The sequence below is a fragment of the Aureimonas sp. N4 genome (assembly GCF_001463925.1).
In the GTDB taxonomy this organism is placed as follows: domain Bacteria; phylum Pseudomonadota; class Alphaproteobacteria; order Rhizobiales; family Rhizobiaceae; genus Aureimonas; species Aureimonas ureilytica_A.
In genome coordinates, this window is sequence record NZ_BBWS01000034.1 from 1 (window position 1) to 6,638 (window position 6,638).

5 protein-coding genes are annotated in these 6,638 nt (G+C 64.8%); 4 read left to right on the plus strand and 1 reads right to left on the minus strand.

Translation table 11 applies throughout. The annotated features are described in order from the left end of the window. Positions 1 to 275: 275 nt before the first annotated feature. Positions 276 to 1,055 (minus strand): helix-turn-helix transcriptional regulator, encoded by a 780-nt coding sequence (locus AUL28_RS10650; RefSeq protein ID WP_062232282.1) that lies wholly within the window; start codon positions 1,053 to 1,055, stop codon positions 276 to 278. A 160-nt stretch (positions 1,056 to 1,215) separates the two neighbouring features. On the opposite strand from AUL28_RS10650, the gene AUL28_RS10655 reads away from it, so the two are divergent. From AUL28_RS10655 to AUL28_RS10670, 4 genes are all read left to right on the plus strand, one after another. Next, the gene (locus AUL28_RS10655) at positions 1,216 to 2,115 is read left to right on the plus strand and encodes a proline iminopeptidase-family hydrolase (RefSeq protein WP_062232288.1); all 900 of its coding nucleotides are present in this window, start codon (positions 1,216 to 1,218) and stop codon (positions 2,113 to 2,115) included. Between the two features lie 240 nt (positions 2,116 to 2,355). Next, the gene (locus AUL28_RS10660) at positions 2,356 to 2,970 is read left to right on the plus strand and encodes a hypothetical protein (protein WP_062232294.1); all 615 of its coding nucleotides are present in this window, start codon (positions 2,356 to 2,358) and stop codon (positions 2,968 to 2,970) included. Between the two features lie 147 nt (positions 2,971 to 3,117). After that, complete coding sequence (locus AUL28_RS10665) at positions 3,118 to 3,948, plus strand: aspartyl/asparaginyl beta-hydroxylase domain-containing protein (RefSeq protein ID WP_062232299.1); 831 nt, start codon at positions 3,118 to 3,120, stop codon at positions 3,946 to 3,948. A gap of 178 nt (positions 3,949 to 4,126) precedes the next feature. Continuing rightward, positions 4,127 to 6,484 carry an Orn/Lys/Arg decarboxylase N-terminal domain-containing protein gene (locus AUL28_RS10670; RefSeq protein WP_058599078.1) on the plus strand — a complete coding sequence of 786 codons (2,358 nt, stop codon included), beginning with the start codon at positions 4,127 to 4,129 and terminating at the stop codon, positions 6,482 to 6,484. Positions 6,485 to 6,638: the final 154 nt, after the last annotated feature.

Genomic DNA, 6,638 nt, shown 5'->3' on the forward strand with positions numbered 1-6,638 from the left:
GTGCGCAGGCGAGGGCCGTGCCGGCCAGCGCCGCGGATAGGGCTCGTAGTCTCAAAGACGGCATGACGATCTCCTTCCAAACCAGGTCGCGCGGGCCTCGCGGCTCGCCCGCCGCTCCGCTCGAAAACGGATGAACCTTCGCTCACGAAGGGCTCGGCTGGCGGGGAGGAAAATCCTCTCCGCCCGAACCGCACCACCCCAGCGAGCTTGCGTGTCTCGAAGTGTGAACCGGCGTCCGGGCCGGGACTAGCTATCAAAACACATAGGGTCGGGCCTCAAGCTGCCTGCCCCTCGCTTTCGAGGTCGAGCAGACGGTAATGCGCCGCGCGGGCGACGGCCTGGAAACGGTTGCGCGCGCCGAGCTTGCGGCCCGCGCTGTTGAGATGCAGCGTCACGGTCGGCACCGAGCGGTCGAGACGCCGGGCGATTTCCTTGGCGGTCAGCCCTTCGGCGCAGAGGCTGAGGCACTGCACCTCGCGCGGCGACAGGCGCATATAGCGCGAGCGGCGCGTCTCGGGCGCGAAGCCCGCCTGCACGACGTCATGAAACGTCTGGCCGAGAATGCCGATGGCCGGCGCCAACTCCGCCGCCTGTGCGCCGAAGCCCTCCTTGGCGTCCACGCAGATGGCGGTGAAGGTCGCGAGATCTCCGCCCGGATGATGGATCGGCACGGTGACGCCGCAGGAGAAATGCATGTCGCGCATATAGTCGAGCACCGGATCGTGCCGCTGGCACAGGACCGTTTCCATGACCCGGCTCTGCCGCCCGCAGGCCGACCAGACGAAGGGCGCGGCCGAGGCGAGCGCGGCGTCCTGCACGGGGTCGAGCTGGTAGAAGCCCGAGCGCCACAGACGCATCATATCCTCGGGCACCTCGCGCCCTTCGAGGATATTGGGCGTGATGAGAACGCCCTCATGCGTGCGGGGAACGGGCGTGTAATCGTAGATCACCGAAGTGAAGCCGACGCGCTGCACGAGAGCGAGCGCGGCGTCGAGCGCCGGGTCGAGGGCGGTGCCGGGGCGAAGTCGCTGGGTGAGATCGGTCAGAAGCGTCATGACAGGATGGAAGCATTATAGACTTCTGCCCGTCAATTGTGCGCGCCCACGAGATGGGCAGAAGCGCGCAAAAATCCGCCCTCCCCCTCTTCTTTTCGATAGCTGTCGGCGTCTTTTACCGCGCCGTAAGCTCGGCTCATTCGAGACAGGGAGCCACCATATGTCCGCCATTTCTACCATCGAGGGCTTTGCGCCTCATCAGGACTACCAGACCTGGTACCGTGTATCAGGCGATCTCGCCTCCTCGCGCCTGCCGCTGGTGATCGCCCATGGCGGGCCGGGCTGCACGCATGATTATGTCGACAGCTTCAAGGAGCTCGCCGCCCATGGGCGCGCGGTGATCCATTACGACCAGATCGGCAATGGCCGCTCGACGCATCTGCCGGACAAGGGCGGCGACTTCTGGACCGTCGACTTCTTCCTTGGCGAACTCGACAATCTCCTCGCCCATCTCGGCATTCAGGACCGCTATGCGCTTCTCGGCCAATCCTGGGGCGGGATGCTGGGGTCGGAACATGCCGTGCGCCGACCGAGCGGGCTGAAGGCGCTGATCCTTGCCAATTCCCTGGCCGCCATGCCGCTCTGGATTGCGGGTGCGGCGAAGCTCCGCGCCGCCCTGCCGGACGATGTGCGCGAGGCGCTGGACCGGCACGAGGCGGCCGGCACCGTCACCGACCCCGAATATCTCGCCGCCACGCGCGAATTCTACGACCGGCATGTCTGCCGCGTCACGCCCTGGCCGGAGGAAGTGGCGCGCACTTTCGCGGCCGTGGAAAGCGACCCGACCGTTTATCACACGATGAACGGGCCGAACGAATTCCATGTCGTCGGCACGATGAAGAACTGGACGGTCGTGGACCGCCTGTCGCAGATCGAAGCGCCGACGCTGGTGTTCCGCGGCGCGCATGACGAGGCGACGCCCGAATGCGTGCAGCCCTTCATCGACCGGATTCCGAACGTGGAAAGCGAAGTCTTCGCCGATTCCAGCCACATGCCCCATGTGGAGGAAAAGGACGCCTGTCTCGCCCGCGTCGAACGCTTCCTCGAAAAGCACGACTGACAGGGCAAAGGCAGGGGCGCAGCTTGGTGGCTGCGCCAGCCCATGCTTGAATGGCCTCCAAGAGCCTGTTTGACAACTCGCCGGCGGAGGACCGGCGAGGGAATTTTTGTCCCTGTGAGGCGCCAAACGCAGTCGATGCCGGCGGCATCGTCTGACATTGGCAACGAAACAGGGGCGAAAAGGACCCGCCGGGCCGACCCGGCCGGGTTGTCAAACAGGCTCTAAGCTGGAGACCCGACCATGCCGCTGCAAAACCGCGTGACGCCCTTCGGTGAGATCGTCGCCGACCCGGCGCGTGGGCTCTTCATGGGCAATCGCGGCATCCTGCATGACGAGACGAGGCAACTCGGCCGCAGCCGCTGGAAGCATCCCAATTGGATCATCTGCCGGCTCGATTATCGCGGGACGAAGCGCCCCTTGATGTCGCCCGGCGCGTATACCGAACTCTTCTTTCTGGACGAAGCGACGGCGCTGGCGGCGGGCCACCGCCCCTGCGCGCTGTGCCGGCCGGACGCCTTCCGGCAATTTGTGGCCGCCTGGGGCAAGGGCCATGGCGGCGAACCCCCATCTGCCAAGGCGATGGACGCTGCGCTCCACGCCGCGCGGGTGACGCGCGGCCGGCAACAGGTGAGAACCCGAGCCGCTCGCGCCACCCTGCCGGACGGCGTGATGATCGAGCAGTCCGGCGCGCCCTGGCTGATCTGGCAAGGCCGCCGCCATCTCTGGCGCTTCGAGGGCTATGGCGACAGCGCGCCGTTGGACGAAGGCGAGGTGACGGTTCTCACACCCGCGCCGACCCTCGCCGTCCTCCACCATGGCTACGCGCCCGTCTTGCATCCAACGCTGCGCGCCTGACGCCCTCATCCGGCGGAGCGTCCTTGAACGGTCGCCGGACACCCTTACGAAAATTCCTCGCGGAGAGGCCGCGAGGGCCTTGCGCGTGACGAAATCAAATGTCCGTTATGCCGCTCAACTTTTCAGATCGGATGGCGGAGCCAATCCATGACCAAAAACCAGAAGAAGGCGCTGCGCCGCATCGCCATCGCCTTGCCCGTGGTGGCGCTGCTCCTGTGGTTCGTGCCCTGGCTGACGCTGTTCTGGCTCGTCTGCGGCGTGATCGACGTGGCGCGCAACAAGGGCAAGAACCAGCTTCTGATCAGCCGCTACTTCATGGGCAACGGCATCCTGACCTGGCTGCTCTCGCCCTTCAACCTCTTCGTGGACCTCATCAGCCACCGCAACCCCGGCATCTACACGCTGGAGGATTTCCCGGCCGAATGGCGCGAGGAGATCGAGACCGTGCTGAACACGTTCCGCACCCGGCGCGACGAGATCACCGGCGAGATCGACGCCAAGTTCCATGACGGACGGCGCGGCATGTATGTCTATCGCTGGTACGGCAAGAAGAATATCGACACGGTTCCCGAGTTCAATCGCGAGTTCAAATACGTCAAGACGATCGCGGTCTCGGTGTTTTCGGGCAAGGAATCCACCACCTGGCATTATGGCCCGCTGCGCCTGACGCTGCGCGTGCTTCTCAACCTCAAGCCGGCCGACAGCGACCGCGTCTTCATCGAGTGCAACGGCCAGCGCCATCTCTGGCGCGACAACCCGCTCTATATCTTCGACGACACGCTGTTCCATCGCTCGGTGAACGAAGTGGACGCGCGGCGCTACAATGTCTTCATGGACGTGATCCGCCCGACTCCAGTGCCGGGCTTCCTCGGCGCGCTTCTGTCGGGCGTGTCGATGATCGCCGACCAGATGAAGTCCATGTTCTACAAGAACTGGCGCATGATCGGAAACCGCCCCGCCGCCAACGCCAAAGGCTGACCTCAGCTTCATCGAGACGGCCGAAACCCGTGCGCATTGCCTGCGCGCGGGTTTCCTTTTGTCCGCGAACCGGGCATCTCCAGCCCGCCTGATATCGCCGCGACGCGATCGGCCGGGATTGTCTTGGTCCTGTCATGAAACGCGCCGACATTCCGCGCCACGACGAACCGGGTGCCTCATGGACTATTTCCGACGCTTTACCTTCCTTTTCGCCACGCCTTCCTTCGACGCCAACGACCTCGAAGGGGCCCGCTTCAATCAGATCGTGGCGGAAATCGAGCATTCCGGTTTCGAGGTGGTGCGGGCGCGCAGTCTGGAAGACGCCGAAATCTCGGTGCAGACGGATGCCGCCATCGGCTGCATGATCGTCGACTGGGGCAAGAAGGGGCTGGAAGGCAAGACCGCCGCCCTGATCAACCTGATGCGCCGGCGCGGGCTCGACTTCCCGATCATCCTGCTCATCCGCCGCAAGCGCTTCGAGGACGTGCCGGTCGAGGTTCTCGACTTCATCGACGGCTATGTTTTCCTGTCGGAGGAAACCCCGGCCTTCATCGCCAAGAACCTCATCAGCCGCCTGAAGCAATATGCCGAGACGCTGAAGACGCCCTTCTTCGGCGCGCTGGTGGACTATGCCGAAGAGGGCAACCAGCTCTGGACCTGTCCAGGCCATAATGGCGGCGTCTTCTACAGCCGCTCGCCGATCGGGCGCGTCTTCATGGAGCACCTCGGCGAAGCCGTGTTCCGCGACGATCTCGACAATTCGGTGCTCGATCTCGGCGACCTCCTGACCCACGAGGGGCCGGCGCTCGCCGCGCAGAAGGAAGCGGCGAAGATCTTCGGCGCCGAGAAGACCTATTTCGTGCTGAACGGCACCTCCACCTCCAACAAGGTGGCTCTCGCGGCCTTGGTCACGGACGGCGATCTCGTCCTGTTCGACCGCAACAATCACAAGGCGGCCCATCACGGCGCGCTTCTGATCTCGGGCGGCATTCCCGTCTATATCCCGACCGCGCGCAACTCCTACGGGCTGATCGGCCCGATGGACTATGCCTCGCTGGACGAGGCGGCGCTGCGCGAGCGCATCCGCACCCATCCCCTCGTCAAGGACCCCGAGGCCTGGAAGAAGCCCCGCCCCTTCCGTGTCGCCGTGGTGGAACAGTGCACCTATGACGGCACGATCCACAATGCCGAGATGATCCTGAAGTCGATCGGGCATCTGTGCGAATACATTCTCTTCGACGAGGCCTGGGCAGGCTTCATGAAGTTCCACCCGCTCTATGCCGGGCGCTTCGCCATGGGCTTGGGCGAACTCGGGCCGGACGCACCGGGCATCATCGCCACCCAGTCCACCCACAAGCAGCTGGCGAGCTTCAGCCAGGCCTCGCAAATCCATATCAAGGACCGGCACATCAAGGGCCAGAAGCGCCGCGTGGAGCATCGTCGCTTCAACGAAAGCTTCATGCAGCACGCCTCCACATCGCCCTTCTATCCGCTCTTCGCCTCGCTCGATGTCGGCGCGCAGATGATGAAGGGCCGCTCGGGCGAAGTGCTCTGGGACGACACGATCCGGCTCGGCATCGAGCTGCGCAAGAAGATCCGCGCGGTGCGCCGCGAGTTCGAGGAAAAGGAACAAAGGCCCGACCGTCGCTGGTTCTTCGAGCCCTTCGTGCCCGACACGGTGGCGATCCCCGATGCCGCGCGCCCCGGCGCGGTGCATAACGTGCCCTGGGAAAGCGTCTCGACCGACCAGCTCGCCACCAACCCGGCCTTCTGGCACCTGACGCCGGATGCGCGCTGGCACGGCTTTGAGGGCATGGAGCCGGGCTTCGCCATGACCGATCCCAACAAGCTGGTGCTCTTGACGCCCGGCTTCGACGGGTCCAACGGCACCTATAGCGAGCACGGCATTCCCGCCCCCATCGTCGCGCAATATTTGCGCGAAAACCGCATCGTGGCGGAAAAGAACGATCTCAACTCGCTTCTCTTCCTGCTGACGCCGGGCGTCGAGGCCTCCAAGGCCGGCACGCTGATTTCGGGCCTCGTCGCCTTCAAGCGGCTGCACGACGAGAACGCGCCCCTGGAAGAGGTGATCCCCGAATTCGCCCGCCGCCGCGCGGCGCGCTATGCGGGCGTGCGGGTGCGCGATCTCTGCGCGGCCATGCATCGCTTCTTCCGCACCGCCAATGTCAGCGCGCTCCAGGCGCTGCAGTTCTCGGCGGGCCACCTGCCCGACATCGCCATGTCGCCGCACGATGCCGCGCGCTGCCTCGTGCGCAACGACGTGGATTATCTGCCGATCGGCGAGATCGAAGGGCGCATCGCCACGACCCCCTTCGTGGTCTATCCGCCCGGCATCGCCACGATCGTACCCGGCGAGCGGCTCAACGAGCGCTCGCGCCCGATGATCGACTATCTCAAGATGTTCGAGGCCTCGTTCAACACGTTCCCCGGCTTCGAGGTCGAAATCCAGGGCGTCTATCGCGAAGTGGATGAATCGGGCCGCGTCCGGCTCTATACCTACGTCGTGGCCGAGTAGAGCGTGGGGTTTCGAGTTCGTTGATGACCGGAGAAAACGACGTCACCATCCGCCCCTCGCGCGATGGTGACGTGGAAGCCATGCTGGCGATCTATCGCCGGCATATCCATCGCGGTGTCGAGGCGGGTCTGGAGGATGGCGACACGCCGGAGCC

Excerpts from the sequence above, each read along its gene's own strand:
- AUL28_RS10655 (WP_062232288.1), top strand. The coding sequence starts at position 1,216 with ATGTCCGCCATTTCTACCATCGAGGGCTTTGCGCCTCATCAGGACTAC.
- AUL28_RS10660 (WP_062232294.1), top strand. The coding sequence starts at position 2,356 with ATGCCGCTGCAAAACCGCGTGACGCCCTTCGGTGAGATCGTCGCCGAC.
- AUL28_RS10670 (WP_058599078.1), top strand. The coding sequence starts at position 4,127 with ATGGACTATTTCCGACGCTTTACCTTCCTTTTCGCCACGCCTTCCTTC.
- AUL28_RS10650 (WP_062232282.1), bottom strand. The coding sequence starts at position 1,055 with ATGACGCTTCTGACCGATCTCACCCAGCGACTTCGCCCCGGCACCGCC.
- AUL28_RS10665 (WP_062232299.1), top strand. The coding sequence starts at position 3,118 with ATGACCAAAAACCAGAAGAAGGCGCTGCGCCGCATCGCCATCGCCTTG.